The sequence below is a fragment of the Actinomadura alba genome (assembly GCF_014323705.1).
Lineage (GTDB): Bacteria > Actinomycetota > Actinomycetes > Streptosporangiales > Streptosporangiaceae > Actinomadura_C > Actinomadura_C alba.
Genome location: NZ_JABVEC010000004.1, coordinates 131064 through 156935, shown reverse-complemented (window position 1 = coordinate 156935; position 25872 = coordinate 131064). Strand labels below are relative to the sequence as shown.

Here is a 25872-nt window from a genome sequence, read left to right as displayed (position 1 = left end):
CTCGTCAGCGGTTGCCACCGCCGCCGTACTCACGCTCCAGGGAGGCGCGCTGGTTGGCACCGAGTCCACGCACGCGGCGGGACTCGGCGATACCGAGGCGCTCCATGATCTGCTTCGCACGGACCTTGCCCACACCGGGCAGGGATTCCAGGAGGGCCGACACTTTCATCTTTCCGATGACATCGTCGGTCTGCCCGTCCTTGAGGACCTCGGCGAGCGAGGTACCCCCATGCTTGAGCCGGTTCTTGACCTCTGCCCGCTCCTTGCGGGCCTTGGCAGCCTTCTCAAGGGCTGCGGCGCGCTGTTCGGGGGTTAGGGGCGGAAGAGCCACGCCGGGTCACCTCGTGTTTCCACTCGACGGAGTCGGACGGGTTGGGAAACTAGCGAGTTCAGACCCTGTAAGGCAACGTGAAGCCCCGTTTAGCCCGTCACAAAATAGCGAATACTACTCTTCGTAATGTCCTGAATACGAACTGTACCTAAACTGGCGCCCTCAGCGCCGGATTCCCATGACAGCCTGGTGTTTCGCGTCGGCCGGAAAATCCGCCTCCGCGGCCCCTCGAAAGGCCGTCGGCGCCGCACCCGGCGCGCCTTGCGCACGGGCCCTCCCCGCGGCCTCCGGCGCCCCGATCCGCCGTCCGATCGGCCGTCTGGGGCCTGCGCGCGTCAGCGTGTCGCCGCACCCGTCCGGCGCAGCGCGGCGGCGATCCCGGCCGCGGCCGCCCCGGGGTCGGGCGAGCCGGTGATCGGGCGGCCGATGACGAGCAGGTCCGCTCCGGCGTTCAACGCCTCCTCGGGCGTGGCGACCCGCGCCTGATCCTGCGCTGCGGAGCCCTCAGGGCGCACTCCAGGCGTGATGAGGGTGATCTCCGGCCCCACCTCCGCCCGGACCGCAGCGGCCTCCTGAGGCGAGCACACGACCGCCTGGGCCCCCGCGGCCACCGCCATGGCCGCGAGACGCCGTACGGCGTCGGCGGCCGGGCCGTTGAGGCCGATGTCACCGAGGTCCCGGTCGTGCAGCGACGTGAGAACCGTCACAGCGGCGATCTTGGTCGTCGGCCCCGCCTCGGCCGCGGCCGCGCGGATCATCGCGGCGCCTCCGGTGGCGTGCACCGTCAGGTAGGCGGGCCGGAGCCGGGACACCACCCGTGCGGCGCCGGCGACTGTGGCCGGGATGTCGTGCAGCTTGAGGTCGAGGAACACCTCGACCCTGCTGGCGCCGCGCACGCTGGCGACCACGTCCGGCCCGTAGCGGAGGTAGAGCTCCAGGCCCACCTTCACGGTGCTGACGTGCGGGGTGACCAGACTCGCCCAGCGGGCTGCGGTCTCGAGGTCGGGCGCGTCGAGTGCGACGGCGATGGGTGCGAGTGAGGTCACGGCTTCGGCTCCTTGGCGTTGTCCTCGGCCTTGTCGGATTTCGGGTGCGACGTGGCCGGCGGCTCGGGACGGATCTGCCGGGGCACGAGCCCGGCGAGGGCGTTCACGGGCGGCCTGTGGGCGAGCCCCACCGCGTCGGAGAGCCGCTCCATCCGCCGCTCGGCGAGCGCGTCCTCCAGTTCGCGCGCGATCCGCGGCCCGGCCGAGGGGTCGTGGAAGAGCGTCGTCCCGACGCCCACCGCGCAGGCGCCCGCGAGGATGAACTCCAGGGCGTCGAGGCCGGTCGCGACCCCGCCGACGCCGACGATCGGGGTGTCGGGCAACGCCGCGTGCACCTCGTAGACGCAACGCAGGGCGATGGGCCTGATCGCGGGACCGGACAGCCCGCCCGACACGCCGGTGAGGGCGGGCCGCATCGTGCCGGTGTCGATCGTCAGGCCGACCGTCGTGTTGATCAATGACAGCCCGTCGGCGCCGGCGTCGACGCAGGCCAGCGCGACCGTCACGATGTCGGCGACGTCCGGGGACAGCTTGGCCAGTACCGGGACGTCGCGGCGGGTGTGGGCGCGCACCGCCCGTACGACCTCGGCGGCGGCGCCGGGGTGCGACCCGAACATCAGGCCGCGGTCCTCGGCGTTCGGGCAGGCGACGTTGACCTCGAGCGCGGTGACGCCGGGCGCGTCGCCCAGCCGCCGGGCGACCGCGGCGTACTCCTCGGCGCTGTTGCCGGCCACCGAGACGATGGTCCGCGCGCCCTGCTCGGCGAGCCACGGGAGGTCACGGGCCAGGAACGTGTCCACGCCCGGGCCGGGCAGGCCCATCGAGGTCAGCATGCCGCTCGGCGTCTCGGCCACCCGCGGGATGGGACGCCCGGCCCGCGGCCGCATCATGACGGACGTGGTCACGAAGGCGCCGAGCTTGGCGAGGTCGAAGAACTGCGCCAGTTCCCGGCCGCTCCCGCCGCACCCCGCCGCGGTCATGACCGGGTTCGGCAGCTCGACGCCGCCCAGCCGGGTGGTCAGGTTCACCACGCCTCCCCGCCCTCCGCCGTGCCCTCCGACAGATGCAGGGCCCGCGGCGCGCCCAGGGCGTCGAGCGGGATCGTGCCGATGTCGTTCCAGCGCACGCGCTCACCGCGAAGCACCGGGCCGTCGGCGCAGGCGCGGACCATCCGGGTGACGCCGTCGTCGCCGATCAGGGGCAGCACGCAGGTCATGCACAGGCCGACGCCGCAGGCGCCGTTCTCCTGGAGGAACTCCTCGACCGAGACCTGCGACGGGATGCCGTAGTCCGCGGCGATCGCCGTCACCGAGCGAAGCGTCGCGACCGGCCCGCACGCGTAGACCACCTCGGCTCCGGTGCCCTCGATCACCCGTGGCAGGACGTCGCCCACCGAGCCCCGCAGCCCGCGCGACCCGTCCTCGGTGATCACCGTTGCCGTGTCGCCCACCCTCTTCGCGGACCGGGCGCCGAACACGTGGGCGGCGTCGGCCCCGCCGAGGACGAAGTGCACCTGGCAGTCGCGCCGCCGCAGCGCGTCGGCGAGCGAGAAGAGCGCCGCGCCGCCGTGCCCGCCCGCGACCAGCAGGCAGCGCACCGGGTCGCGGGGAAGGGGGAACGGCCGGCCGAGCGGGCCGATCACGTCGACCGAGTCGCGCGCCCTGCGGCCGGCCAGCCAGCGCGTGCCCGCGTCGCGGGCGGAGAACACGAACTCGACCGATCCGCCGTAGTCGGACTTCACCTCGTAGACCGCGAAGCACCGGCGGCGCAGCCGGCTGGTGTGCTCTCCGCCGACCGCGAGCGCGACGAACTGGCCGGGCCGGAAGCGCTCGGCGACCGCCGGGGCCACCAGCGTCATCGCGTGGTAGGCCTCGACCTTGCGCACGGTCAGCACGGTCCCGGGCGCCTGCACCGGCACATCCGTCAAGGTGCCACGCGCCCTTCCGGCTCGCTCACGCCTCTCCCTTCGCGAGGACCACCGCGCGGCGGCCTCTCTCACTCCGGCCCCGGCACCGATCTCGGCACCGGCACCGGCGGGTCACATCCGCTGCCGGGCACCGCGCAGGCGCTCGGCGTGCTCTTGGAGGGACCGCACGCCCACGTCACCGCGGACGATCGCCTCGATGCCCTGCACCGCGGCGGCGAGCCCCTGGACCGTCGTCACGCACGGGATCCCCCGCAGCACGGCGGCGGTACGGATCTCGTACCCGTCCAGACGAGGGCCCGACTGCCCTGGACCACCGAAGGGAGTATTGACGATGAGATCCACCTCACCGTCGAGGACGCGCCGCACGACGGTGGGCTCGCCGCCGGGCCCGGGACCCGCGCTGTGCTTACGAACGATCTTGGCATGGACGCCGTTGCGGCGCAGGACCTCCGCGGTCCCCTCCGTGGCAAGAATCTCAAAACCCAGGTCGGCGAGGCGCTTGACCGGAAAGATCATCGCTCGTTTGTCCCGGTTCGCCACCGAGACGAACGCCCGGCCCTCGGTGGGCAGCGAGCCGTAGGCGGCCGACTGCGACTTGGCGTACGCCGTGCCGAACACCTCGTCGATGCCCATGACCTCGCCGGTGGAGCGCATCTCCGGGCCGAGCACCGTGTCGACGCCCTGGCCCTCGATGGTGCGGAACCGGTCGAAGGGCAGGACCGCCTCCTTGACCGCGATGGGCGCGTCGAGCGGGAGGTCACCGCCGTCGCCACGGGCCGGCAGCATCCCCTCGGCGCGCAGCTCCGCCACCGTGCTCCCGAGCATGACCCGGGCGGCGGCCTTGGCGAGCGGCACCGCGGTCGCCTTCGACACGAACGGCACCGTGCGGGAGGCGCGGGGGTTGGCCTCCAGCACGTAGAGGACCCCGGCCGACAGCGCGTACTGGACGTTCATGAGCCCGCGCACGCCGATCTCCCGCGCGAGGGCCTCGGTCGACTCCCGGATCCGGTCGACCGTCTCGCGGCCGAGGGTGATGGGCGGGAGCGCGCACGCCGAGTCGCCGGAGTGGATGCCGGCCTCCTCGATGTGCTCCATCACCCCGCCGAGATACAGCTCCTCACCGTCGAAGAGCGCGTCGACGTCGATCTCGATCGCCTCGTCGAGGAACCGGTCGACGAGCACGGGATGCTCGGCGAGCAGGGCGCTGTGCTTGTCGAGGTAGGACTCCAGCGTCGCGTCGTCGTACACGATCTCCATGCCACGGCCGCCGAGGACGTACGACGGCCGGACCAGGACCGGGTAGCCGATCTCGGCCGCGAGGCCGCGGGCCTCCTCGTACGACGAGGCGGTGCCGTGCTTGGGCGCGGTGAGCCCGGCGCGGGCGAGGACCCGGCCGAACGCCCCCCGCTCCTCGGCGAGGTGGATGCTCTCCGGCGACGTGCCGACGATGCGGACCCCGGCGGCCTTGAGCTTGCGCGCCAGGCCGAGCGGGGTCTGCCCGCCGAGCTGCACGATGACTCCGACGACCGTGCCCGACCGCTGCTCCGCGTGCACGACCTCGAGCACGTCCTCGAGCGTCAGCGGCTCGAAGTAGAGCCGGTCGGAGGTGTCGTAGTCGGTCGACACCGTCTCGGGGTTGCAGTTGACCATGACGGTCTCGTATCCCGCCTCGGCGAGCGTGAAGGAGGCATGCACGCAGCTGTAGTCGAACTCCACCCCCTGGCCGATCCGGTTCGGGCCGCTGCCCAGGATGATCACCTTGGGCCGGTCCCCCGGCGGGACCTCGGTCTCCTCGTCGTAGGTGGAGTAGAGGTACGGCGTCCGCGCGGCGAACTCGGCGGCGCAGGTGTCGACGGTCTGGTACACGGGCCGCACGCCGAGAGCGTGCCGCAACTCGCGCACGACGTCCTCGGAGAGACCCCGCAGGGCACCGATCTGCGTGTCCGAGAATCCGTACCGCTTGGCGTGCTCCAGCACCTCCCTGGTGAGCGCGTCGCTTCGGGACCGCACGTCCTCGGCGACCTCGTTGATCGCGGCGATCTGGTCGAGGAACCACGGGTCGATGCCGGTCGCCTCGTGGAGCTCCTCGACCGACGCGCCGGCGCGCAGCGCCTGCTGAACCGCACGCAGGCGCCCGTCGTGCGGCCTGCGGCTGCGCTCTACGAGCTCTTCACGGCCGGAGACGGGTTCGGCCCAGGAGAACGGCGCTGCGGGCTGCTCCAGCGATCTCAGGGCCTTCTGGAGGGCCTCGGGGAACGACCGCCCGATCGCCATCGCCTCGCCCACCGACTTCATGTGCGTCGTCAGGGTGCCGTCGGCCCCGGGGAACTTCTCGAAGGCGAACCTCGGGACCTTCACGACGACGTAGTCGAGGCTCGGCTCGAAGCTGGCAGGTGTCTCACGGGTGATGTCGTTGGAGATCTCGTCGAGCGAGTAGCCGATCGCCAGCTTCGCGGCGATCTTGGCGATCGGGAAGCCCGTGGCCTTGGACGCCAGCGCCGACGACCGGCTCACCCGCGGGTTCATCTCGATGACGATCAGCCGGCCGGTCCCCGGGTGGATCGCGAACTGGATGTTGCACCCGCCCGTGTCCACGCCGACCGCGCGGATCACGGCGATGGCGACGTCGCGCATCCGCTGGTACTCGCGGTCGGTGAGGGTCATCGCGGGCGCGACGGTGATCGAGTCGCCGGTGTGAACGCCCATGGGGTCGAGGTTCTCGATCGAGCAGATGACCACGACGTTGTCGCGCCGGTCGCGCATCAGCTCGAGCTCGTACTCCTTCCAGCCGAGCACCGACTCCTCGAGGAGCACCTCGCTGGTCGGGCTCGCGGCCAGCCCGGCGCCGGCGATCCGGCGCAGGTCATCCTCGGTGTAGGCCAGGCCGGAGCCGGCGCCGCCCATCGTGAACGACGGGCGGACCACCATCGGGTAGCCGAGCGTCCCGGCCGCCGCCAGGCAGTCCTCCATGGTGTGGCAGACGACCGACCGCGCCGCCTCGGCCTCCAGCTCGTCGTCGAGCCCCTCGACGATCGCTTTGAACCGCTCGCGGTTCTCCCCCGCCTCGATGGCGTCGACGTCGGCACCGATCAGCTCGACGCCGTACTTCTCCAGGACGCCGGCCTCGTGCAGCGCCATCGCGGTGTTGAGGGCGGTCTGGCCGCCGAGCGTGGCCAGCAGGGCGTCCGGGCGCTCCTTGGCGATGACCTTCTCGACCACCTCGGGGGTGATGGGCTCGACATAGGTGGCGTCGGCGAACTCCGGGTCGGTCATGATCGTTGCCGGGTTGCTGTTGACCAGCGAGACCCGGAGGCCCTCGGCCTTGAGCACCCGGCACGCCTGGGTACCCGAGTAATCGAACTCGCAGGCCTGGCCGATGACGATCGGCCCGGAGCCGATCACCAGGACGGACTTCAGATCTTCACGGCGGGGCATCAGGCTCTCCTGCTCGTCGTCGCGCCGGGCCGCTCCATGAGCGCGAGGAACCGGTCGAACAGACCGGTGGCGTCGTGCGGACCGGGTGCCGCCTCGGGGTGGTACTGCACGCTGAAAGCGGGGTGGTCCAGCATCCGGAGCCCCTCGACGACGCCGTCGTTGAGGCACACGTGGCTCACCTCGGCCGGGCCGTACGGGGTGTCGAAGGGGGCGTCGACCGGCGCATCGACCGCGAAGCCGTGGTTGTGGCTGGTGATGTGCACCTGCCCGGTGGCGCGATCCCTGACCGGCTGGTTCACCCCGCGGTGCCCGAACCGCAGTTTGTAGGTGCCGAGGCCGAGCGCGCGGCCGAGGATCTGGTTGCCGAAGCAGATCCCGAACACCGGGACGCCGGAGCCGAGGACGCCGCGCATCGCGTCGACGGCGTAGCCCGCCGTGGCCGGGTCGCCGGGCCCGTTGCTGAAGAAGACCCCGCCGGGGTCGAGCGCGAGGATGTCCTCGGCGGTGCTCGCGGCCGGCAGGACGTGGACCTCACAGCCGCGCTCGGCCATACGGCGCGGGGTCATCGTCTTGATCCCGAGGTCCACGGCGGCGACCCTGAACCGCGCAGGGCCCTCGGCGCGGACGACGTAGGGCTCGGCCGTGCCGACCCCGCGGGCCAGGTCGGAGCCCTCCATCGAGGGGCTCTCCAGGACCCGGGCCACCATCGCCGCGTGGTCGGCCGAGGCCGCCTCGCGGCCACTGAAGATCGCACCCCGCATGGCGCCCCGCTCCCGCAGGTGCCGCGTGAGCGCCCGGGTGCCGGGCATGGCGATGCCGACGACGCCGTACGCGAGGAGCTCGTCCTCGAGCGACCGGCGCGCCCGCCAGTTCGAGACGGTGCGCGAGGGCTCGCGGACGACGTAGCCGGACACCTGCACCCGGCCGGACTCCGGGTCCTCGTCGTTGACGCCGGTGTTGCCGATGTGCGGCGCCGTCATCGCGACGATCTGGCCGCGGTAGGAGGGGTCGGTGAGCGTCTCCTGGTAGCCGGTCATGCCGGTGTTGAACACCATCTCGCCGAAGGTCTCTCCCTCGGCGCCATAGCCGCGGCCATGGAAGATCCGGCCGTCTTCCAGCACCAGGAGCGCGGGCCTGTCCTGTGGATCGAACATCGGTTCACTCTCTGATCGTGGTCCGTCACGGTGCCGCGGAGCACCGGCGCGCGCCGGGCGTCCGCGGTCGCGACGCGAGGGGGATCGGGGGGCCGGAGACCAGGGTCACGCCGGCTTCCCATCGAGGACGGTCGGCCGTCCCCGCAGAAACGTCGCCACGACCCGGCCGGGCAGGTCCAGCCCGGCGAACGGGCTGTTGCGGCTCTTGGACGCGAAGCCGGCCGGATCGACGCGGGCGCGCACACCGGGGTCGTACAGGGTGATGTTCGCCGCGGCGCCGACCGTCAGCGCCTCGCCCTGGCCGCTGATTCGGCCGATGCGGGCCGGCCGCACGGACATGCGGTCGGCGACGCCGGCCCAGTCCAGCAGTCCCGTCTCGACCATCGCCTCCTGTACCACCGGCAGCGCCGTCTCGAGGCCGATCATGCCCATCGACGCCGCCGACCACTCGGTCTCCTTGGCCTCGACCGGGTGCGGTGCGTGGTCGGTGGCGACGCAGTCGATGGTGCCGTCGGCCAGCGCCTCGCGCAGCGCGGTGACGTCCTCACCCGTACGGAGGGGCGGATTGACCTTGAAGATGGGGTCGTAGGTCCCCGCCCGGTCGTCGGTGAGCAGCAGGTGGTGCGGGGTCACCTCGGCGGTGACCTGCCAGCCCTTGCTCTTGGCCCACCGGATGATCTCGACCGAGCCGGCCGTGGAGACGTGGCACACGTGCAGCCGGGAGCCGACGTGCGCGGCGAGCAGGCAGTCGCGCGCGATGATCGCCTCCTCGGCTACGGCCGGCCAGCCGCTCAGGCCGAGCCGCGCCGACATCACGCCCTCGTTCATCTGGGCGCCCTCGGTCAGGCGCGGTTCCTGGGCGTGCTGCGCGATCACCCCGTCGAACGCCTTGACGTACTCCAGCGCCCGCCGCATGAGCACCGCGTCCGACACGCAGTGGCCGTCGTCGGAGAAGACCCGCACCCTTGCGGCCGAGTCGGCCATCGCGCCGAGTTCCGCCAGCTGCGCGCCCTCGATGCCACGGGTCACCGCGCCGACCGGATGGACGTCGCAGTGGCCTGCCTCGCGGCCGAGGCGCCACACCTGCTCGACGACGCCGGCGGTGTCGGCCACCGGCTCGGTGTTGGCCATCGCGTGCACGGCGGTGTAACCGCCGAGCGCCGCCGCCAGGGTGCCGCTTTCGACCGTCTCGGCGTCCTCGCGGCCCGGTTCGCGCAAATGGGTGTGCAGGTCGACCAGGCCGGGCAGCGCGACGAGGCCGTCGGCGTCGATCACCTCGGCGCCCGCCGGATCGGCGCCCGGGCCGGCCTCGGCGATGACGCCGTCGCGGATCAGCAGGTCCGCGGGCGCGCCACCGAGGATTCGCGCCCCCTTCAGCAGGTACGTCGTCATCAGGCGTCCCTCTCCATGGATACGGCGGCCGAGGCGGTGGCCGGAACGGGAACGGCGCCGCCGAGGGCGGACTCGGAACCGCCCAGCAGCAGGTAGAGGACGGCCATGCGCACGGTCACCCCGTTGGCGACCTGCTCGACGATCGTCGAACGCTGCGAGTCGGCCACCTCGGCCGCGATCTCGATGCCGCGGTTCATCGGGCCCGGGTGCATGACGATCGAGTCCTCCGGCATGCGCCCCATGCGGTCGCCGTTCAGGCCGTAGCGGCGGCTGTACTCGCGCACGGTCGGGAAGTAGGCGGCGTTCATGCGTTCCCGCTGCACGCGCAGCATCATCACGACGTCGCTCTTCGGGATCACGGCGTCGAGGTCGTACGACACCTCGCACGGCCAGGCGTCGACGGCCACGGGCATCAGCGTCGGCGGGGCGACCACGGTCACCTCGGCGCCGAGGGTGTGCAGCAGGAGCACGTTGGACCGTGCCACCCGGCTGTGCAGGATGTCGCCGACGATGCTGACCCTGCGGCCCTCGAGGTTGCCGAGGCGCCGCCGCATGGAGAAGGCGTCGAGCAGCGCCTGGGTCGGATGCTCATGGGTGCCGTCGCCCGCGTTGACCACGCTGCCGTGCACCCAGTTCGCGAGCCGGTGCGGGGCCCCGGAGGCGTTGTGCCTGACGACCACGCCGTCGGCGCCCATGGCCTCGAGGGTGAGCGCGGTGTCCTTGAGGCTCTCGCCCTTGGAGACGCTCGAGCCCTTGGCGGAGAAGTTGATGACGTCCGCGGACAGGCGCTTGGCCGCCGCCTCGAACGAGATGCGGGTACGGGTCGAGTCCTCGAAGAAGAGGTTGACGACGGTCCGGCCGCGCAGCGTCGGCAGCTTCTTGATCGAACGATCGGCTACCTGGGCGAGCTCCTCGGCGGTGTCGAGGATGAGCAGGGCGTCATCCTTGCCGAGGTCCCCGGCGGACAGGAGATGGCGCTTCATTTGACCTCCGTCCGAACGCCGCCGCCGTGCCGCGGGCCGGAAGCGGCCGCGGGGCCCAGCAGGACGGCGTCATGCCCGTCGACCTCGGCGAGCATGACCTTGACGTTCTCGCGTATCGACGTGGGCAGGTTCTTGCCCACGTAGTCGGCTCTGATGGGCAGCTCACGGTGGCCTCGGTCGACCAGGATCGCGAGCTGGACCGCGCGCGGGCGGCCGAGGTCGCTCAGCGCGTCGAGGGCCGCGCGGACGGTGCGGCCCGAGAAGAGGACGTCGTCGACGAGCACGACGACGCGGCCGTCGATCCCTCCGGCGGGCAGCTCGGTACGGCCGAGCGCGCGCGCGGGCTTCAGCCGGAGGTCGTCGCGGTACATCGTGACGTCGAGAGAACCCCACGGAACGGACGTGCCCTCGACCTCCCCGATGCGCTCGGCGAGGCGGCGGGCGAGCGTCACGCCGCGGGTCTGGACACCGACCAGGACGACGTCACCGCCGCCCTTGGTGCGTTCGAGGATCTCGTGTGCGATGCGGGTGAGCGCGCGTCGTATGTCGGAGGCTTCGAGGACGGCCTTGTGCCCTCCGTCGTGCCCTCCGTGCCTTCCGTCACCCGGTGCCGCGCTCGGCTGCGCGGGCGTCGGGGCAGCATTCACCACAGAAACTCCTTTCCCGCCTCACGGGACGGGTCTTAAAGGACGATGGTTCACCTCACGGTAGCAGCCTCCGCCTGTCCTCGGCACTCGGCGTGACGAGAGTCTTGGCAGGTGAGAGGGGTCACACCGGACGCCGGCGGCCGGCCCCGGCCCGCTCGCGGGACCCCTTGCGCGAGGGGGCTCACAGGCGGGTTGACCGGTGCGGACACCGGCGACCGGCCTCGACCGGTTCGATCACTTTTTTCCAATCGGCTTGACCTATCGGCGTCACCGTTTTACCGTCACTGTCCGTAACCATCCCAGGAGATGGATCCCCCGGCGGGACCGGCCGCTGGTCGCCAAGGCGCACGCAACCCGGGGAGTCCGGAGTGGTGGAACACTCCGTGGTCCGTTTCCTGGGGCCCGTCAACGACGACAAAGTGAGCCTGGGGGGCCGCAAAGATGCCGTCTGAATATGCAAAGGCTCTCGGCGCGAGGCTTCGCGCCATTCGCACCCAGCAGGGGCTGTCCCTGCACGGTGTGGAGGAGAAGTCCCGTGGCCGCTGGAAGGCAGTCGTCGTGGGTTCGTACGAGCGGGGCGACCGCGCCGTCACCGTTCAGAAGCTGGCCGAGCTCGCCGAGTTCTATGGTGTGCCGGTATCCGAGTTGTTGCCCGGCGGTGCCGCGCCGAGCCCGCTCGGCCCAACGCCGAAGCTCGTCATCGATCTCGAGCGACTTCAGCAGCTTCCGAAGGACAAGGCCGGTCCTCTCGCCCGCTACGCCGCGACGATCCAAAGCCAGCGGGGCGACTACAACGGAAAGGTACTGTCCATTCGGCAGGAGGACCTTCGGTCGCTTGCCGTGATCTATGACAAGTCCCCGGCCGAGCTGACCGAGGAATTGATCAACTGGGGAATCCTCGACGCCGAGGCACGCCGCGCCGTCGAATCCCTCTGACCGGTAGTCATACCGGCGAACTGCGATCTTGCAGTCGCGCTCTCCGAGGCGACTGCAAGATCGCATGTACGACCGGCCGTCGTGGTTCGTGCGGCCGCGCGGCTCATCCTCTGCAACACCAGTCCTCTGCAACACCGGGCCGGGAACGAGCGCATGGGAGAAACCGAACAGGCTGCTCGCCGACCCCGGCTCGCGGACGCGGGCTGAGCCCGCACGCCGCCCGCGCCCGGACCGCCCTCAGCTGGCCCTGGAGTCCGGCAGCGGAAGGGTGGGCTGGCTGGGGATGCCCAGGGTCTCCTCCACCAGCGAGACGAAGATCTCGGCGTCGTGCAGCAGCTCGTCGGCCTCACGCATCGTCACTGCGCGGGGGAGCCCGGCCTCGGCGGCGGCACGCTTGTCGGCACCGGCGGCGAAGAAGGCCGCCCACTCGCTCAGCGCCGGGTCGGCGTCCGGGAGCAACACCCACACGCTGCGGGGGCGCCCCCGGCGACGCGCGTCGAGCGGCTCGCGGCTGGCCAGTACGGCGGCGGCCGCGCGCAGCGCCGCGAGGTGCGCGCAGACGTAACGGACATGCGGTGAGGTCGCCTCGGCGGCATCGGCGAGCCCCTGGCGCGAGGAGCGGAGCTGCGTCACCGCGGACTGGGCGACTCGGCGGGTCGGGAGTCGTCGCACGGTCGTCGATGTGGACATTGAATGCCTCCTATCCGGCCGGCGGCGCCCCTGTGCCCTGATGACACGGCGGCCCCACCACGGCACCGATCCCACGGCCCGGTGAGGGGGGTCGGGCGAAGAGCTTCCCCTCACTCCGCCCGACCAGCACCCGGCACGGTCCGCGAGTCCCATGCCACCTCGAACACAAGTTCGAGGCATATACAGTAAATCGCGCTGACCACGAATCGTCAATACGTTCGAACTCGGGTCGCCCGCGCCGATCACAATCCTGATCACAATGGATTCGGACCAGGTCACCGGCGTAGATCCATTAGAGCAGCCGGGTATGACAAAACCGCTCCCGGAATGTATCGGGAGCGGTTATGCCGTCATCGCGACGCGGCGGGCGGCCCGCCCGCGGCACGCCGCCACGGCCTCACACGGAGCCGCGCACGTGGACGTCGACGCCCGTGCCCACAAGCTTCTGGAAGAGGTCGGCGGTGCTCATGGGCACCCGCACACAACCGTGCGAGACCGGCTTCAGCGGCACCGAGGGGTAGCCGTGCACCGCGATGCCGCCGTTGAAGTACACCGGCTTGTACAGGCTGCCCAGCGGGCCCTTGTCCCAGCCCTCCACCCGCCGGCCGGTCTGGTAGTCGCCGGTCGGGGTGACGGCGTGGCGGCAACGCTGCGACGTCGCACCCGGGTCCGTCGTGCAGAACTCGTAGCCGCCACCGGACGAGGTGTGCGAGATCAGCGCGATCTCACCGTCACGGTAGACGTAGAGAAGCTGCCGGCTCAGGTCGATCTCGACCCGGTCGTCCGCGCCGCCGCGCACGAGGGGCGCCGGCGTCCTGGGCGCGTCCAGGGCCTTCCACACCGAGGCGCCGACCGTGCCGTTGAGCTTGAGGCGGTTGACCTTCTGGAAGGCGAAGAGGGCCAGCTGGGTGGCCTGCCCGTACTTCCCGTCGGCCGCGCCCGGGTCGTAGTGCAGCTTCCGCAGCCGCTCCTGCAGCGCCTTCACATCCGCGTTGTGCTCGCCGAACTTGATCGTCGGCCGCTCGGTCACCGGCGCGGGCGTCGGAGCGGCCGGTGCGGCGGATCGACCCGCCGGAATCCCCTTCGCGGAGGGCGCGCCGGTGGACGGGCTGACCGCCGCCGCGCTCACGGACGGCGAAGTGACGGGCGGCGAGACGCTCCGCTCCGCGTTCGCGGCCGTCCCGGTCTGGGCGCAGCCGGCGCCGAACACCGCCGCGCCCGTGAACAACACCCCTGCCAGCCTTACCCGTATGCTCATCGCCATCCCTTCAGCACCCCGCGACCCGGGGTCGTACCCCTTCGGCGATCACCAATCCGAAGGGCTTCGTTACCGTATGTTGAACTCTAAGGGGCTTTGATGCATGCGAATGCCGCGCTCGTGGCCACGTTCCTGCAGGCCAGCGGGGTTGCCGGCGAGGTAAGGGCACTGCCTGAGGCCGCGCCGACCGCGGCGGCCGCGGCCGCGCAGCTGGGCTGTGAGGTGGGCGCGATCGCCAACAGCCTGATCTTCTCCGCCGACGGCGCGCCGCTCCTCGTGCTCACCAGCGGAGCGCACCGGGTCGATACCACGAAGGTCGCCCGGCTCGTGGGTGCGCAGAAGGTCGAGCGCGCCACCCCCGAGTTCGTGCGGGAGGCGACCGGGCAACCGATCGGCGGCGTCGCCCCGGTGGGACATCCGCGACCGATCCGCACTCTGGTCGACACCTGGTTGGACAAATGGGATGTGGTGTGGGCCGCCGCCGGTCACCCGCACACGATCTTCCCCACTTCGTACGGCGAGCTGCTGCGCCTCACCGGCGGCGAAGCGGCCGACGTGGGCGCCTGACCGGGCCCTCACCGGCGGTCCTCTGGGACATCTACAAACACCCTCAGCGCCACCGATCGCGTTATCAACGCGGTCTCCTGAACCGCTCGTCGAGGATTCGGCGCGTCCTGAACGGCACGGCGGCAGGCTCGTGGCCCGAGGATTATGCTCAGGGCGGTGAGAGAGCCGAACCTGCGTGAAGTGGACCAACGGGCGTTCCTGAAACGCCTCGGCTCACTGCTGGACGTCTATACGGCCGCGATGAAACCGCCGGCCGAGCAGCTGTCCGGGCGCTACACGATCATGGAGCGGCATTCGGACTATCCCGCGTTCCGGGCGTTCGTGTTCGAGCGCCGCCGCGTACCGGTCCCGCTGCCGAGAGCCCTCGGCGGCCGCCAGCCCGGATGGAACGTCGCCGGATTCGCCTACGGCTTCCGGGGCGTCTCCGGCCAGTGGTGGCACGACGTCGTGCATCAGGCGCTGGTCGACGCGGGGGGCAAGCGGCACGCCGACTCCTGGCTCGGTGACGCCTTCGAGGTCGCCGAACTTCACGTGCATCCCAGCTACCAGGGGCAGGGATTGGGTCGCCGGCTTCTGTCGGCCCTGTGCGCCGGCCGCCCCGAGCACACGGTCGTGCTCTCGACGCTCGACCGCCCCGACTCCCCGGCGAGGCGGCTCTACGGCTCGGTGGGGATGACCGACCTGCTGCGCGAATTCGAGTTCCCGGGCGGCGCCCAGACCTACGCGATCATGGGCGGGCCGCTGCCGCTGGCACGCTGATCGCCGACCGCCGCCGCCTTCCGTTCACACCAAGCCGAACGGCCACTCGGGCCGAACGGCCACCTGGCCGCGCGGTCACACGGGTCACATGGGTCACACGGTCAACGGTGGGACGGCGTCGGAGTCGGCGCCGAGCAACCGGTAGACCTCGCGCGTCGCCGTGGACTTGTTGAAGGTGATGAAGTGGATGCCCGGAGCGCCCTGGTCGAGCAGTTGTGCGCAGAGCTCAGCCGCGTGCTCTATCCCGAGCCGCCGGACCGCCTCGGGATCGTCCGCGACGGCCTCGAAGCGGGCCGCGACCTCGGGCGGGAACGGCGCGCCGGACAGCTGCTCCGACCGCTCGATCGTGCTCATCTGGGTGACCGGCATGATCCCGGGGATGATCGGCGTCTCGCAGCCCTGTGCGGCGACCCGGTCGCGCAGCCGGAGGTAGTCCTCGGCGCGGAAGAACATCTGCGTGATCGCGTAATCGGCGCCCGCACGACATTTGCGTACGAAATAGCGGGTGTCGCTCTCGACGTCCGGCGACCGCGGATGCTTGTACGGGAACGCGGCCACCCCGACACAGAAGTCCCCGGAGTTGCGGATCAGGTGGACCAGGTCCTCGGCGTAGGCGACCCCTTCGGGATGCCGGACCCACTCACCGAGGGGGTCGCCGGGCGGGTCACCGCGCAACGCGAGCATGTTGCGCACGCCCACCGACGCGAACCTACCGATCAGGTGGCGCAGTTCCCTGACCGAGTGGTCGACGGCGGTGAAGTGCGCCACCGGGGTGAGCGTGGTGTCGGTGGCTATCCGCTCGACGATGTCGACCGTCTTGTCGCGGGTGCCGCCGCCGGCCCCGTAGGTCACCGACACGAACGTCGGCCGCAGCGCCTCGAGCTCGCGGATCGTCCGCCACAGGGCGCGGACGCCCTTCTCGGTCTTCGGCGGAAAGAACTCGAACGAGAAGCTTTTCCCCCCGCCCGCGAGGAGCTCGCGGATCGTGGGCACACGGTCGGGGCGCAGGGGACTCATGGTCGACAGGCTACCGTTGCGGGCGCCGGCCGCGGCGCTCATGCGACCAGCCGCCCCAGCGAACATGTGATCAGCCGCGCCCCCGAGATCGGGCCGCGCCGACGCGATCCGGCGCACGGCTTCACGGCGCGTCGTCACGGCCGGTCGCCGGCCGGTCCGGGCCCCCTCGCCCCGCGCGGAACGCGGCGACGGGCCGTACCTCGAACAGTCCGAGCAGGAGCGCTCCGGCGGCCAGCAGCAGCGCGCTGCGCACGGGGGTGATCGGCAACACCAGCAGGTCGGCGGTCCGGCCGGCGAGCGCGCCGCCGAAGCCGACGGCCGAGAAGCCGAGCACGCCGAGGAGGCAGAGCGTGACACCCACCGCCGCCCGCCCGGCGCCGACCGACCGCGGCACGAGCGGCCGGGGCCGGTCGGCACGGCGGAACAGGGCGATGAGCCCGGCCGTGACGAGTGCGAGGAGACCCAGCCAGACCGGGCGCAGAATCCACCAGGCGACGCTGCCGACGGGCGGCTGCGCGAGCCCGAGGGCCAGCTGGACGGCACAGGCGATGAACAGCGCGGTGAGGTGCCACAGGAACGCGGTCATCGCGAGGCCGTTGGCGGCGATGACGCCGACCCAGATCCGCGGCCTGGCCAGCAGGCGGGTGAGCGGGCCGCGCAGCAGCAGCGCCAGCCCGATCAGCCAGGACGCGTGTGCCATCAGCGCGAGGGTGGGGGGCGACATGTTCGAGATCCGCTCCCCCGGCATGCCGACCATGGAGAGCGGATAGGGGCCGAAGGCCGTCAGCGCCACCACCGCGATCAGTCCCCCGCCGGCCAGAGCGCACGCGGCCCCGCGGCCGAGTCTGGCGTCGGCGTAGAAGAAGCCGAACTGGTGCACCGCCGTCCAGACCAGCAGCAGGTTGAGGTATCCGGCCTCGGTCACCCCAAGGCCGAACCGGGTCAGGTCGACGGCGACCACACCGGCCGCGAGCACGACGGGGACCAGCAGCCCGTACGCACGGTGCAGCCGCATCATCACGGGCGCGAGCGCCACGACCCCGAGGTAGACGCCGATGAACCACAGGGGCTGGGCGACACCACGGGTGGCGAGCCGCAGCACGCCCCGATCGTGTCCGGCCACCTCGATGACGGCGGCGAGCGCCAGCCACACCGCGCCGAAGGCGGCGGTGGGGATGAGCAGCCGGGCCGCCCGTGAGCGGATGAACTCGGCGGGCCCGCCGCTCCTCCGCAGGGCGATCGCGTGGGAGAAACCGCCGACGAAGAAGAACAGCGGCATCACCTGGAACAGCCAGGTGAGGGGCTGCAGGGTGGGCATGATGGCGAGCGCGTTCCCCGCGCTGACACCGCCGTCCTCCCGTACGAGGAACACCGCCATCAGCCAATGACCGACGATCACCGTGGCGAGCGAGAACACCCGCAGGAAGTCGACGTAGCGGTCACGGGTCGCGGGAGTGCGGGCGGCCAGTCTCGAAGCGCTGCTCATGCTCGCAGCCTCGTGGACCGGGCCGCCGCGGTCATGAGCCCGCCTACTCAATCCCGGCCGGTCCGTACCTCAGCCGGACCCGCGTATTTGAGCCCGATTCGGGTGGATACGCTCAGGGCCATGTGCTCCAGCCGCATCCGCAAGGAGATCGACGAAGCCCTCTCCGCCTTCATCGACCGGCAGCGTCCAGGGCTGCTCATCATCGATGACGACCTGGCACCCATGGTGGCGGCGCTGGAGGCCCTGGTGACCGGCGGCAAGCGGCTCCGTCCCTCGTTCTGCTACTGGGGCTGGCGGGGCGCCGGCGGGCGGGACGACCCTGGGATCGCGACGGCGGCCGCTTCGCTGGAGCTGTTGCAGGCGAGTGCCCTCATCCACGACGACGTCATGGACGCGAGCGACACCCGTCGCGGCCAGCCGTCCGTGCACCGCCGGTTCCAGGCGATGCACGAGCGGGCCGGGTGGCCGGGTTCCGCCGAGTCGTTCGGGGCGGGCGCGGCGATCCTGCTCGGCGATCTGTGCCTCTCCTGGTCGGGCCTGATGTACGACGGCAGCGGCCTGCCCGAGGAGACGTTGCGCAGGGGGCGCGCGGTCTACGACCTCATGCGCACCGAGGTGATGTGCGGGCAGTACCTCGACCTGCTGGCGCAGGCGCGCGGTGCCCGGCCCCCAGGTTCGGAGGCGCCGGGCCACGGTGCAGTTGACCGGGCACTGCGGGTCGTGGAGTTCAAGAGCGCGAAGTACTCGGTGGAACGGCCTCTGCACCTCGGCGCGGCGATGGCCGGGGCGGACGGCAAGACGGTGTCCGCGCTCGCGCGTTATGGGCTGCCGCTCGGCATCGCCTTCCAGCTCCGCGACGACGTCCTCGGCGTCTTCGGTGACCCCGCCGAGACCGGCAAGCCGGCCGGTGACGACCTGCGCGAGGGCAAGCGGACGGTTCTGGTGGCACTCGCGCTGGAGCGTGCCACACCTGCTCAGGCCAAGGTCATCCAGGCCCGCCTCGGTGATCCCGCGCTCGACACGGCGGGCGTCGAGGAACTGCGTTCGATCATCGTGGACACCGGCGGGCTCGACGCCTGTGAGGCGATGATCGACCGGTACGCCGCGGACGCCCACGCCGCCCTCGAGTCGGCGCCGGTGACCGACGAGGCCGGGGCGGCGCTCGCCGGCCTGGCCATCGCCGCCACCGCCCGGCGCGGGTGAGCCCGCCGAGCGCCCGGCGGTACGGACCGCCGCCCACCTCGGCCCGGCGGATCTTCACCCGCCGAAGCCCGGCGAAGCAGCTTCGAAGCCATGAAACGCTGGATTTTCCCCAGGTCGGTCGGGGCGGCGCGATACAAATAGGGACATCTTTCCCTGCACCGGCGGAGCATTGAGTGCCAGACGACATCAGGCTCGGCCCGGACGATCCTGAGCGTCTGGGCGACTACACGTTGATCGAACGCCTGGGCGAGGGCGGGCAGGGCGTCGTCTACCTCGCCCGCTCGGGCGAGGGCGAACTGGTCACCGTCAAGCTGCTGCGCGGCGGGGTGACGGCGAGTCATCGGGCCAGGACCCGCTTCGTGAGGGAGGCGGACGCGGCCCGGCGGGTCACCGCCCCCCACACCGCGCGCGTGCTCGACGCCGAGGTGACCGGCGACCGCCCGTACATCGTCAGCGAGTTCGTGGACGGCCCCTCGCTTCAGCGGGTCGTCGATGATGAGGGGCCGCTGGCGAAAGCACGGCTGCGCCGCCTGGCCCTGCGCACCGCCGCCGCGCTGGCCGCCATCCACCGGGCGGGCATCGTGCATCGCGACTTCAAGCCGGGCAATGTCGTCCTCGGCCCGGACGGCGCCAAGGTCATCGATTTCGGCGTCGCACGGGCGCTGGACAGCGTGACGCCCATGACCACCTCCCCCGTCGGCACACCGGCGTACATGTCGCCGGAGCAGATAGAGGACGAGCCCGTGGGAGCGCCCGCCGACGTCTTCGCGTGGGGGGCGACCATGGTCTTCGCCGCGACCGGCCGCCCTCCGTTCGGCTCGGGACCCAACGCCGCCGTCATGCGGCGGGTCGCCGAGCGGGCACCCGATCTCGGCGAGTTGAAAGGGCCGCTGCGCGACCTCGTGGAGCGCTGCCTCGACAAGAATCCGGCGGCGCGGCCCACGGCTCCGCAGCTGGTGCGGTCGCTGCGTGCCGATGCCCGGCCCGCGCCCAAGAAGAAGCCGAAGCGCATCCCCGCCTACCGCTGGAGGATGATGGTCGCGCTCGCCCTCGTCATCGCGGCCGGATTCGTCCTCGGTGTGCTCATGCCGGCGGGCTGACGTACGGTGCCGGGCGGCGACTGGCGGTACCCCGTGGGCCGGGCGGCCCGTGCGGAACCGGCCATCGCCGCTACCAGTGCGGAGGACGTTCCTCGAGGAGCCGATCGTCCTCAGCAGAGCCGCGCCAGGTTCCCCAGCCCTCGTCGGTGTCGTCGCGCGTCTGGTCCGGGAGGATCACCAGGTCCTCGTCGGACAGCTCGACCGGCCGGTCGTCGTCAGGTGAGACGGTCATGGGCTCCATTGTGCGGCATCACCCGCCGCGCTGGTCAGAGTGGTGGCGTGTTGCCGCAGCCGGTGCGCGAAAGCGGCCGCCGCCGCCGCCGGGTCGTCCGCCTCGGTGATCGCCCGTACGACGACGATGCGGTCGGCACCGGTGGCGAAAACCTCGTCGAGGCGGCTGAGGTCGATGCCCCCGATGGCGAACCACGGCCGGTCGGTGCGGCGGCCCGCCACGTATTCCAGCAGCGTGGGACCGGGCGCGAAGCGGCCCGGCTTGGTCGGCGTCGGCCAGACCGGCCCGGCGCAGAGATAGTCGACCCCCGGCTCCGTCGCGGCGAACGCCGCCTGCTCGGGGGAATGGGTGGACCGGCCGATGAGAACGTCCTGACCGACGATCTCGCGGGCGAACGGCACCGGAAGATCGTCCTGTCCGAGGTGCAGGACGTCCGCGCCGATGGCCCGGGCGACGTCGGCCCGGTCGTTGACGGCCAGGAGAACGCCGTGGCGATCGCACGCGGCGCGGAAGACCTCCAGATGCCGGAGCTCCTGGCGGGCCTCCAGGCCCTTCTGCCGCAGCTGGACGATGTCGACGCCACCGCCGAGCACCGCGTCGAGGAACTCCGGCAGGTCACCCTGCCGTTCCCTGGCGTCGGTGCACAGGTAGAGGCGGGCCCGGTCGAGCCGGGCCCGCAACGAGACGGCGTGATCCGACGGCAAGCGTTTGGGCACGATGAGAGTCGGATCCTTCCGTACCGCTAGAAGGCCAGGGCCTGGGCCCGTCGCCGGACCTCTGTTCCGCGGTTCTCGATGAGTGCCTGCACCGGGCTGCCGGGCAGGGTGTCATCCGGGGTGAACAACCACCGGAGAGCCTCCACCGGCTCGTAGCCGGCATCGGAGAGCAGCATGAGCGTTCCGGGGAGCCCCTTGAGGACCTGCCCTTCCTGGATGAACGCGGAGGGCACCTGATGTGTGCCGTGCCGGGAGAGCCCGAGGAGCTTGTGGTCGCGGAGGAGCTGCTTGGTCCGGCTCACGTTGATCCCGAGCCGATCGGCCGCCTCGGGAAGGGAGAACCACTCCCCCACCAGGGCATCTGTGTGTGGATCCAGCATGCTGTCAACACTAATGTGCATCTGCGTCACGCAGCCTGCCTACCACTGCCGGGCGCTTCTGAAACCCTCATGCTCCCACCGCGTTCCGGACGGGTACCTCCGGATCGGCGAGGGCCTCCGGATCCACCGGGGTGCCGGCCGCCATGAGCCGGCGGGCCTGAACCAGGTCACGGGGCCGGTTCACGGTGACGATCGCCGACAGCCGGGTGCCGCTGAGCCAGCATGCCGACCACTCGGCCTTCTCCGGATCGCCACGGAAGACGAGCCGCCCGGCCCCCTGGTGCTGACCGGCGTACTGCACCATCCGGCCGAACTGCTCCGACCAGAAGTACGGCACCGGATCGTAGACCGCTTCTTCACCGAGCAGCGACGCGGCGGCCGTCTCAGGGGCGTTGAGCGCGGTGTCCCAGTGCTCCACACGGAGCCGCCGCCCGTACCGGGCCGACCACCATGCCGCGCAGTCGCCGACCGCGACGATCTCCGGCCGGTTCGTGCGCAGCGAACCGTCGACCACGACGCCGCCGTCGACGTCGAGCCCCGACCCGGCCAGCCAGCCCACCTCGGGACGCACGCCCACTCCCACGACGATCTCGTCCGCCTCGACCCGGCCGCCGTCCGCGAGGACCAGCCCGCCCGCTTCGACCGCGGCCACCTTCACACCGCACCTCAGCTCGACGCCGGCCTCGGCGTACCAGGGCTCCGTTCGCGCGCCGATCTCCGGGCCCACGGCGACCGCCAGCGGCGTGTCCGCGGCCTCCACCACCGTCACCGCGCAGCCCGCCCCGGCCGCGGCCGTCGCGACCTCAGCCCCGATCCAGCCGGCTCCGACCAGGACGATCCGTGCCCCCTCGCGGAGCCCGGCCCGGAGCGCCCGGGCGTCGTCGATGGTACGGAGCACATGCTGCGAACCGTCACCGGGCAGCCGCACGGGGCTCGACCCCGTGGCGATCACGAGCCCGTCGAAGGGCAGCTCGCCGGCCGTGGTCTCCACCGTGCCGCCGCGCACGTCGTCGAGACGCAGCCCGGTGGCGCGATGACCGAGGAGCAACTCGCACCGCAGAGCCGTCCAGTCGGCGGCGACGGTCGTGTCGTCGGCCCGGCCCATGAGGACCGCCTTGGACAGCGGCGGCCGGTCGTAGGGCAGGTGCGGTTCGGCGCCGACGAGGGTGAGGGCGCCCTCGTACCCCCTCGCCCGCAGCGCCTCCGCAGCACGCACGCCCGCCAGGCCGGCGCCGACGATGATCACCCTGTCCATGCCCCGCACTGTAGTACCCGGGTCGGATGCCTCCGTCGCGGCGGGTCCGGTGGGCAACGCGGTCCCGGCGGCGGGCCGCTTGGAACAGCCCGCGCCGGGCGGCACGAAGGTCGCGGGCGGGCTAGGCTGAAGGGGACAAAGCGCGGGAGTCCGGTACGACCGGGCTGAGAGGGCGGCTGATCGGGCCGCCGACCGCCACGACCTGATCCGGATCATGCCGGCGAAGGGAGCGCTCACATGGACGTGGTGATCGTCGGAGCCGGGGTCATCGGGCTGGCCATCGCCTGGCGGTCCGCGCAACGCGGCCTGGACGTCACCATCGTCGACCCGCGCCCGGCGAGCGAGGCGTCGTATGTGGCGGCGGGGATGCTGGCCCCGGTCGGCGAACTCGCCTACGGCGAGGAAGAGCTGCTGCGCCTCGGGATCGCCTCCCGGGACCGTTATTCGGCCTTCGTCGCGGAACTCGAGGAGCTGACCGGCCACGACACCGGTTACCGTGACGAGGACACCGTCCAGGTCGCCTTCGACAGCGACGACCTGGCCTTCCTGGACGATCTGCGGCGCTTCCAGGAGACGCTCGGGCTACCGGCCACCCCCCTCAGCGGCCGCGAGTGCCGCCGGCTGGAACCGATGCTCGCCCCGTCCGTACGCGGTGGGCTGCTCGCCGAGCGCAACGGATCGATCGATCCGCGCCGCCTGACCGCCGCACTGCTCGCTGCGGTCGAGCGCGCCGGAGCCCGGCTCGTACGGCGGCGCGTGACACGTGTTCTCGTCGAGGCCGGCCGTGCCGTGGGCGTGCGCACGGAGGCCGGCGACGACGTGCGCGCCGACCAGGTCGTGCTCGCCACCGGAGCCTGGACGCATCGGCTGGCGGGCCTGCCGCCGGACGTCGTACCGGTGATCCGCCCGGTCAAGGGCCAGGTGGTGCGCCTGCGCACGCGCGTGCCGTTCCTGACCCGGACCGTCCGGGGCGTGGTGAAGGGGTCGTCGATCTATGTGGTGCCGAGGTCGGACGGTGAGATCGTGATCGGAGCCACGCAGGAAGAGCTGGGCTATGACACGACGGTCACCGCGGGCGGGCTCTGGGAGCTGCTGCGGGACGCCCGCGAGCTGATCCCCGGCATCACCGAACTGGAGTTCGCGGAAGTGTGCGCCGGGCTGCGCCCGGGGTCGCCGGACAACGCCCCCGTCCTCGGGCCGGCCGCCCTGCCCGGCCTCCTGCTCGCGACCGGCCACTTCCGCAACGGGATACTGCTCGCCCCGGTGACCGGCGACGTCGTGAGCGAGGCACTCACCACCGGGGAGGTCCCGGACGTCGTCAGGGCGTTCACCCCGGAGCGGTTCGCGAAGGAGATCCCCGCGTGAAAGTGATCGTCAACGGCGACCCGCGTGAGGTCCCGGAGGACGCGACGGTGGCCAGCGTCGTCGGGGACGTGACGTCCGCGACGACCGGGATCGCGGTCGCGCTGAACGACGAGGTCGTACGGCGAGCGGAGTGGACGGCGACGCCACTGCGCGAGGCGGACCGGCTCGAGGTCCTGACCGCGGTGCAGGGAGGCTGACAAGTGATCCAGCGGGAGGATGAGCGACGCGTGAACGAGACCGGCACGGCAGTACGAGCGGACCCGCTCGCGGACTCCGATCCGTTCGTCATCGCGGGTGAGACGTTCGGTTCCCGGCTCATCATGGGCACGGGTGGGGCGCCGAGCATGCGGACGCTGGAGGATGCGCTCGTCGCGTCGGGCACCCGGCTGACCACGGTCGCGATGCGCCGCGTCGACCCGTCGGTGCAGGGCTCGGTGCTCGACGTCCTGCGCCGCCGCGACATCACGGTGCTGCCGAACACCGCCGGCTGCTTCACGGCGGGCGAGGCCGTGCTCACCGCCAAACTCGCCCGCGAGGCGCTCGGCACCTCCTGGGTCAAGCTGGAGGTGATCGCCGACGAGCGCACGCTGCTGCCGGACCCGATCGAGCTCGTGGACGCGGCGGAGCAGCTGGTCGACAACGGGTTCATCGTGCTGCCGTACACCAACGACGACCCGGTGCTGGCCCGCCGGCTGGAGCAGATCGGCTGTGCGGCGGTCATGCCGCTCGGCTCCCCCATCGGCTCCGGGCTCGGCATCCGCAACCCGCACAACATCGAGCTGATCGTCGAGCAGGCCGGGGTGCCGGTCGTGCTCGACGCGGGCATCGGCACCGCCAGCGACGCGGCGCTGGCCATGGAACTCGGCTGTGACGCGGTACTGCTGGCCACCGCCGTCACGCGCGCCCAGGCCCCGGCGCGCATGGCCGCCGCGATGCGGCACGCCGTCGAGGCCGGCCGGCTGGCGCGGCTCGCCGGGCGGATCCCCAAGCGACGCTACGCCCAGGCGTCCTCGCCGTGGCAGGGGCTCAGTACCGCCTAGACCGCCGCACGGGCCCAGACCGCCCTCTGGGCCCCACCTGGACCGCTCCCGGCCGGTCTGGTCACCCGGCGACCGGTGCAGGCACCCCACGGAGCCGCTTGAGGACGTCGACGTCCGCTCGGTGCGGCTCCGCGGAACGGCCGGGGGTCTCGATGATGAAGGGCACTCCGGCGGCCCGCGGGTCGGCGAAGAGCTCGGCGAACGGTCGCTCGCCCATGAGACCCGCGCCGATGTTCTCGTGCCGGTCCCGCCCCGATCCGCACGGGTCCTTGGAGTCGTTGGCGTGGATCAGCTTCAGCCGGCCCGCGCCGACGGTGGCGACGAGCGCCTCGAGAACCGCCGCGACACCGCCCTCGGCGGTTAGATCGTGCCCGGCCGCGAAGGCGTGGCAGGTGTCGAGGCACACCCCGATCCTCGGGTGGTGCTCCAGCGCCTCGAAGTAGGGACCCAGCTGCTGCACGGTGGCGCAGAGCATGTGCGCCTGCCCGGCCATGGGCTCCAGCAGCAGGTCCGGACCGTCGTCGGGGATCTCGTCCAGCAGCGGCAGCAGATGCCGGCCGACCTGCGCCATGGCGTCCTCATAGGACTGGCTGACCGCTGAACCCGTGTGCACGACGACACCCCGGGCGCCGACCTCGCGTCCGCGCAGCAGCGCGTGCCGGACCGACTCGACCGACCTGCCGAGCGTGTCGGCGTTGGGCGAACCGAAATTGATCAGGTAGTTGGCGTGGACGTAGACCGGGACACCGCTGTCGCGGAGCCGGGCGTCCTCGGCCGCCTTGCCGGTGGTGAGCGCCCATCCGCGCGGGTTGGACACGAACACCTGGACGACCTCGGCGCCGATCTCGGCGGCGTACTTCAGCCCCCCGGTGGCCAGCCCCCCGGCGACGGGGACATGCGCACCGATCGGGCTCTGCTCACGAGAAGTCATAGACGAACCAGCTTACTGGCGA

Annotated in this window: 26 protein-coding genes and 1 riboswitch; of the genes, 8 read left to right on the top strand and 18 right to left on the bottom strand. The window is 71.8% G+C overall.

Annotation, left to right across the window (positions count from 1 at the left end; all coding sequences use genetic code 11):
- Window positions 1–4: 4 nt before the first annotated feature.
- The 9 genes from mihF to pyrR all read right to left on the bottom strand — a co-directional run bounded on the left by mihF (window position 5) and on the right by pyrR (window position 10915).
- Window positions 5–331 (bottom strand): integration host factor, actinobacterial type, encoded by a 327-nt coding sequence (gene mihF, locus HKK74_RS08035; protein ID WP_187242446.1) that lies wholly within the window; start codon window positions 329–331, stop codon window positions 5–7.
- A 335-nt stretch (window positions 332–666) separates the two neighbouring features.
- The gene (pyrF, locus tag HKK74_RS08030; protein ID WP_187242445.1) at window positions 667–1377 is read right to left on the bottom strand and encodes an orotidine-5'-phosphate decarboxylase; all 711 of its coding nucleotides are present in this window, start codon (window positions 1375–1377) and stop codon (window positions 667–669) included.
- Window positions 1374–2408, bottom strand: a complete 1035-nt coding sequence (locus HKK74_RS08025) for a dihydroorotate dehydrogenase (RefSeq protein WP_187242444.1) — start codon at window positions 2406–2408, stop codon at window positions 1374–1376. The genes pyrF and HKK74_RS08025 overlap by 4 nt, the downstream gene beginning before the upstream one ends.
- Window positions 2402–3235: a dihydroorotate dehydrogenase electron transfer subunit gene (locus HKK74_RS08020; RefSeq protein ID WP_376771516.1), complete on the bottom strand. Its 834-nt coding sequence runs from the start codon at window positions 3233–3235 to the stop codon at window positions 2402–2404. Before HKK74_RS08020 ends, HKK74_RS08025 begins: the two co-directional genes overlap by 7 nt.
- Before the next feature lie 180 nt (window positions 3236–3415).
- Window positions 3416–6739, bottom strand: a complete 3324-nt coding sequence (carB, locus tag HKK74_RS08015; protein ID WP_187242442.1) for a carbamoyl-phosphate synthase large subunit — start codon at window positions 6737–6739, stop codon at window positions 3416–3418.
- A complete protein-coding gene (carA, locus tag HKK74_RS08010) occupies window positions 6739–7893 on the bottom strand; it encodes a glutamine-hydrolyzing carbamoyl-phosphate synthase small subunit (protein ID WP_187242441.1) in 1155 nt (384 codons plus the stop codon). Before carA ends, carB begins: the two co-directional genes overlap by 1 nt.
- Window positions 7894–7998: 105 nt before the next feature.
- A complete protein-coding gene (locus HKK74_RS08005; protein ID WP_187242440.1) occupies window positions 7999–9285 on the bottom strand; it encodes a dihydroorotase in 1287 nt (428 codons plus the stop codon).
- Window positions 9285–10268, bottom strand: coding sequence for an aspartate carbamoyltransferase catalytic subunit (locus tag HKK74_RS08000; protein ID WP_187242439.1), 984 nt, complete (start codon window positions 10266–10268; stop codon window positions 9285–9287). The genes HKK74_RS08005 and HKK74_RS08000 overlap by 1 nt, the downstream gene beginning before the upstream one ends.
- On the bottom strand, window positions 10265–10915 hold the full coding sequence (pyrR, locus tag HKK74_RS07995; protein WP_187242438.1) for a bifunctional pyr operon transcriptional regulator/uracil phosphoribosyltransferase PyrR: 651 nt from the start codon (window positions 10913–10915) through the stop codon (window positions 10265–10267). The genes HKK74_RS08000 and pyrR overlap by 4 nt, the downstream gene beginning before the upstream one ends.
- A 441-nt stretch (window positions 10916–11356) precedes the next feature.
- On the opposite strand from pyrR, the gene bldD reads away from it, so the two are divergent.
- Entirely contained in the window at window positions 11357–11851 is a 495-nt protein-coding gene (gene bldD / locus HKK74_RS07990) for a transcriptional regulator BldD (RefSeq protein WP_187242437.1), read from the top strand.
- 237 nt (window positions 11852–12088) lie between these two features.
- Here the strand turns inward: bldD and HKK74_RS07985 are convergent, their stop codons facing one another.
- Together HKK74_RS07985 and HKK74_RS07980 are read right to left on the bottom strand one after the other, a co-directional pair.
- Complete coding sequence (locus HKK74_RS07985) at window positions 12089–12541, bottom strand: SAV_6107 family HEPN domain-containing protein (protein WP_187242436.1); 453 nt, start codon at window positions 12539–12541, stop codon at window positions 12089–12091.
- 397 nt (window positions 12542–12938) lie between these two features.
- A complete protein-coding gene (locus HKK74_RS07980; RefSeq protein WP_187242435.1) occupies window positions 12939–13799 on the bottom strand; it encodes a L,D-transpeptidase family protein in 861 nt (286 codons plus the stop codon).
- Window positions 13800–13898: 99 nt separating this feature from the next.
- On the opposite strand from HKK74_RS07980, the gene HKK74_RS07975 reads away from it, so the two are divergent.
- Complete coding sequence (locus tag HKK74_RS07975; protein ID WP_187242434.1) at window positions 13899–14366, top strand: YbaK/EbsC family protein; 468 nt, start codon at window positions 13899–13901, stop codon at window positions 14364–14366.
- Window positions 14367–14522: 156 nt separating this feature from the next.
- The gene (locus HKK74_RS07970; protein ID WP_312881337.1) at window positions 14523–15125 is read left to right on the top strand and encodes a GNAT family N-acetyltransferase; all 603 of its coding nucleotides are present in this window, start codon (window positions 14523–14525) and stop codon (window positions 15123–15125) included.
- A gap of 93 nt (window positions 15126–15218) precedes the next feature.
- Here the strand turns inward: HKK74_RS07970 and metF are convergent, their stop codons facing one another.
- Both metF and HKK74_RS07960 read right to left on the bottom strand, forming a co-directional pair.
- Entirely contained in the window at window positions 15219–16142 is a 924-nt protein-coding gene (metF, locus tag HKK74_RS07965) for a methylenetetrahydrofolate reductase [NAD(P)H] (protein ID WP_187242432.1), read from the bottom strand.
- A 121-nt stretch (window positions 16143–16263) separates the two neighbouring features.
- Window positions 16264–17628, bottom strand: coding sequence for an acyltransferase family protein (locus tag HKK74_RS07960; protein WP_187242431.1), 1365 nt, complete (start codon window positions 17626–17628; stop codon window positions 16264–16266).
- Window positions 17629–17748: 120 nt separating this feature from the next.
- Here HKK74_RS07960 and HKK74_RS07955 point away from each other — a divergent pair, with 120 nt between their 5' ends.
- Together HKK74_RS07955 and HKK74_RS07950 are read left to right on the top strand one after the other, a co-directional pair.
- Window positions 17749–18831: a polyprenyl synthetase family protein gene (locus HKK74_RS07955; protein ID WP_187242430.1), complete on the top strand. Its 1083-nt coding sequence runs from the start codon at window positions 17749–17751 to the stop codon at window positions 18829–18831.
- 173 nt (window positions 18832–19004) lie between these two features.
- Window positions 19005–19931 carry a serine/threonine-protein kinase gene (locus tag HKK74_RS07950; protein WP_187242429.1) on the top strand — a complete coding sequence of 309 codons (927 nt, stop codon included), beginning with the start codon at window positions 19005–19007 and terminating at the stop codon, window positions 19929–19931.
- Window positions 19932–20001: 70 nt separating this feature from the next.
- Here the strand turns inward: HKK74_RS07950 and HKK74_RS07945 are convergent, their stop codons facing one another.
- From HKK74_RS07945 to HKK74_RS07930, 4 genes are all read right to left on the bottom strand, one after another.
- Window positions 20002–20163, bottom strand: a complete 162-nt coding sequence (locus tag HKK74_RS07945; RefSeq protein WP_187242428.1) for a hypothetical protein — start codon at window positions 20161–20163, stop codon at window positions 20002–20004.
- Complete coding sequence (gene thiE / locus HKK74_RS07940; RefSeq protein ID WP_187242427.1) at window positions 20160–20879, bottom strand: thiamine phosphate synthase; 720 nt, start codon at window positions 20877–20879, stop codon at window positions 20160–20162. The genes HKK74_RS07945 and thiE overlap by 4 nt, the downstream gene beginning before the upstream one ends.
- A 26-nt stretch (window positions 20880–20905) precedes the next feature.
- Entirely contained in the window at window positions 20906–21259 is a 354-nt protein-coding gene (locus HKK74_RS07935) for an Rv2175c family DNA-binding protein (protein ID WP_246491328.1), read from the bottom strand.
- Between the two features lie 67 nt (window positions 21260–21326).
- Window positions 21327–22514 carry an NAD(P)/FAD-dependent oxidoreductase gene (locus HKK74_RS07930; RefSeq protein WP_187242426.1) on the bottom strand — a complete coding sequence of 396 codons (1188 nt, stop codon included), beginning with the start codon at window positions 22512–22514 and terminating at the stop codon, window positions 21327–21329.
- Window positions 22515–22646: 132 nt separating this feature from the next.
- Window positions 22647–22760: riboswitch (TPP riboswitch) on the top strand.
- On the opposite strand from HKK74_RS07930, the gene thiO reads away from it, so the two are divergent.
- From thiO to HKK74_RS07915, 3 genes are all read left to right on the top strand, one after another.
- Window positions 22752–23879 carry a glycine oxidase ThiO gene (thiO, locus tag HKK74_RS07925; RefSeq protein WP_187242425.1) on the top strand — a complete coding sequence of 376 codons (1128 nt, stop codon included), beginning with the start codon at window positions 22752–22754 and terminating at the stop codon, window positions 23877–23879. Its footprint overlaps the riboswitch before it by 9 nt.
- A complete protein-coding gene (gene thiS, locus HKK74_RS07920) occupies window positions 23876–24076 on the top strand; it encodes a sulfur carrier protein ThiS (RefSeq protein WP_187242424.1) in 201 nt (66 codons plus the stop codon). Before thiO ends, thiS begins: the two co-directional genes overlap by 4 nt.
- A gap of 30 nt (window positions 24077–24106) precedes the next feature.
- Entirely contained in the window at window positions 24107–24919 is an 813-nt protein-coding gene (locus HKK74_RS07915; protein WP_187242423.1) for a thiazole synthase, read from the top strand.
- A gap of 61 nt (window positions 24920–24980) precedes the next feature.
- Here HKK74_RS07915 and HKK74_RS07910 read toward each other — a convergent pair whose 3' ends face one another.
- On the bottom strand, window positions 24981–25850 hold the full coding sequence (locus tag HKK74_RS07910; protein ID WP_187242422.1) for a deoxyribonuclease IV: 870 nt from the start codon (window positions 25848–25850) through the stop codon (window positions 24981–24983).
- Between the last annotated feature and the right edge of the window lie 22 nt (window positions 25851–25872).

Coding starts and splice junctions, on each gene's coding strand:
- carA (WP_187242441.1), bottom strand. CDS start 7,893: ATGTTCGATCCACAGGACAGGCCCGCGCTCCTGGTGCTGGAAGACGGC.
- HKK74_RS07930 (WP_187242426.1), bottom strand. CDS start 22,514: ATGGACAGGGTGATCATCGTCGGCGCCGGCCTGGCGGGCGTGCGTGCT.
- HKK74_RS07945 (WP_187242428.1), bottom strand. CDS start 20,163: ATGACCGTCTCACCTGACGACGACCGGCCGGTCGAGCTGTCCGACGAG.
- HKK74_RS08020 (WP_376771516.1), bottom strand. CDS start 3,235: ATGACGCTGGTGGCCCCGGCGGTCGCCGAGCGCTTCCGGCCCGGCCAG.
- bldD (WP_187242437.1), top strand. CDS start 11,357: ATGCCGTCTGAATATGCAAAGGCTCTCGGCGCGAGGCTTCGCGCCATT.
- HKK74_RS07935 (WP_246491328.1), bottom strand. CDS start 21,259: ATGCTGGATCCACACACAGATGCCCTGGTGGGGGAGTGGTTCTCCCTT.
- HKK74_RS08000 (WP_187242439.1), bottom strand. CDS start 10,268: ATGAAGCGCCATCTCCTGTCCGCCGGGGACCTCGGCAAGGATGACGCC.
- HKK74_RS07980 (WP_187242435.1), bottom strand. CDS start 13,799: ATGAGCATACGGGTAAGGCTGGCAGGGGTGTTGTTCACGGGCGCGGCG.
- HKK74_RS07975 (WP_187242434.1), top strand. CDS start 13,899: ATGCATGCGAATGCCGCGCTCGTGGCCACGTTCCTGCAGGCCAGCGGG.
- metF (WP_187242432.1), bottom strand. CDS start 16,142: ATGAGTCCCCTGCGCCCCGACCGTGTGCCCACGATCCGCGAGCTCCTC.
- carB (WP_187242442.1), bottom strand. CDS start 6,739: ATGCCCCGCCGTGAAGATCTGAAGTCCGTCCTGGTGATCGGCTCCGGG.
- HKK74_RS08005 (WP_187242440.1), bottom strand. CDS start 9,285: ATGACGACGTACCTGCTGAAGGGGGCGCGAATCCTCGGTGGCGCGCCC.
- HKK74_RS07985 (WP_187242436.1), bottom strand. CDS start 12,541: ATGTCCACATCGACGACCGTGCGACGACTCCCGACCCGCCGAGTCGCC.
- HKK74_RS07910 (WP_187242422.1), bottom strand. CDS start 25,850: ATGACTTCTCGTGAGCAGAGCCCGATCGGTGCGCATGTCCCCGTCGCC.
- HKK74_RS07955 (WP_187242430.1), top strand. CDS start 17,749: ATGTGCTCCAGCCGCATCCGCAAGGAGATCGACGAAGCCCTCTCCGCC.
- thiO (WP_187242425.1), top strand. CDS start 22,752: ATGGACGTGGTGATCGTCGGAGCCGGGGTCATCGGGCTGGCCATCGCC.
- HKK74_RS07960 (WP_187242431.1), bottom strand. CDS start 17,628: ATGAGCAGCGCTTCGAGACTGGCCGCCCGCACTCCCGCGACCCGTGAC.